We start from the raw sequence: 522 nt of genomic DNA, 5'->3' as shown, positions 1-522 counted from the left end.
TCGAGCAGGTAGAGCGTCGGCGCCGCCTGTCTGGCCCGACCCGGTCCGCCGTCCACCGGCCGCGCCTTGGCTAGTTCGGTCACCAGCTTGAGCCGCTGCGCCTCACCGCCCGAGAGGGTCGGACTGGGCTGCCCCAGGCTGAGGTAGCCGAGCCCCACGTCACAGAGCAGGCGCAGGACGTGATGGATGCGCGGATGGGCGCTGAAGAAGGCCTGGGCCTCTTCGATGCTCAGCGCCAACACCTGGTCGATGCTGTGGCCGGCATAGCGAACCTGGCGCGTCTCCTCGTCGAAGCGGGTCCCGCCGCACACCTCACAGGGGACCTTCACGTCGGGCAGGAAGCTCATCTCCACCGTCTTCACCCCCTGGCCGCTGCACGCCTCGCAGCGCCCGCCCTTGGTGTTAAAGGAGAAGCGCGCCGCATCCCAGCCGCGCAGACGCGCCTCTTCCGTACCGGCGAATAGCCGGCGGATGGGATCCCAGATGCCCACGTAGGTGGCCGGACAGGAGCGCGGCGTGCGA

1 protein-coding gene is annotated in these 522 nt (G+C 69.5%); it reads right to left on the bottom strand.

The window, feature by feature from the left end:
* A partial coding sequence (locus CKO12_RS14550) for a hypothetical protein (RefSeq protein ID WP_200155423.1) occupies nt 1–522 on the bottom strand: 522 nt, incomplete at both ends.

It is taken from the genome of Chromatium okenii (genome assembly GCF_016583745.1).
Classification (GTDB): Bacteria; Pseudomonadota; Gammaproteobacteria; order Chromatiales; family Chromatiaceae; genus Chromatium; species Chromatium okenii.
The sequence above is the reverse complement of the archived record's forward strand: the minus strand, read 5'-3'. Positions and strand labels throughout refer to the sequence as shown.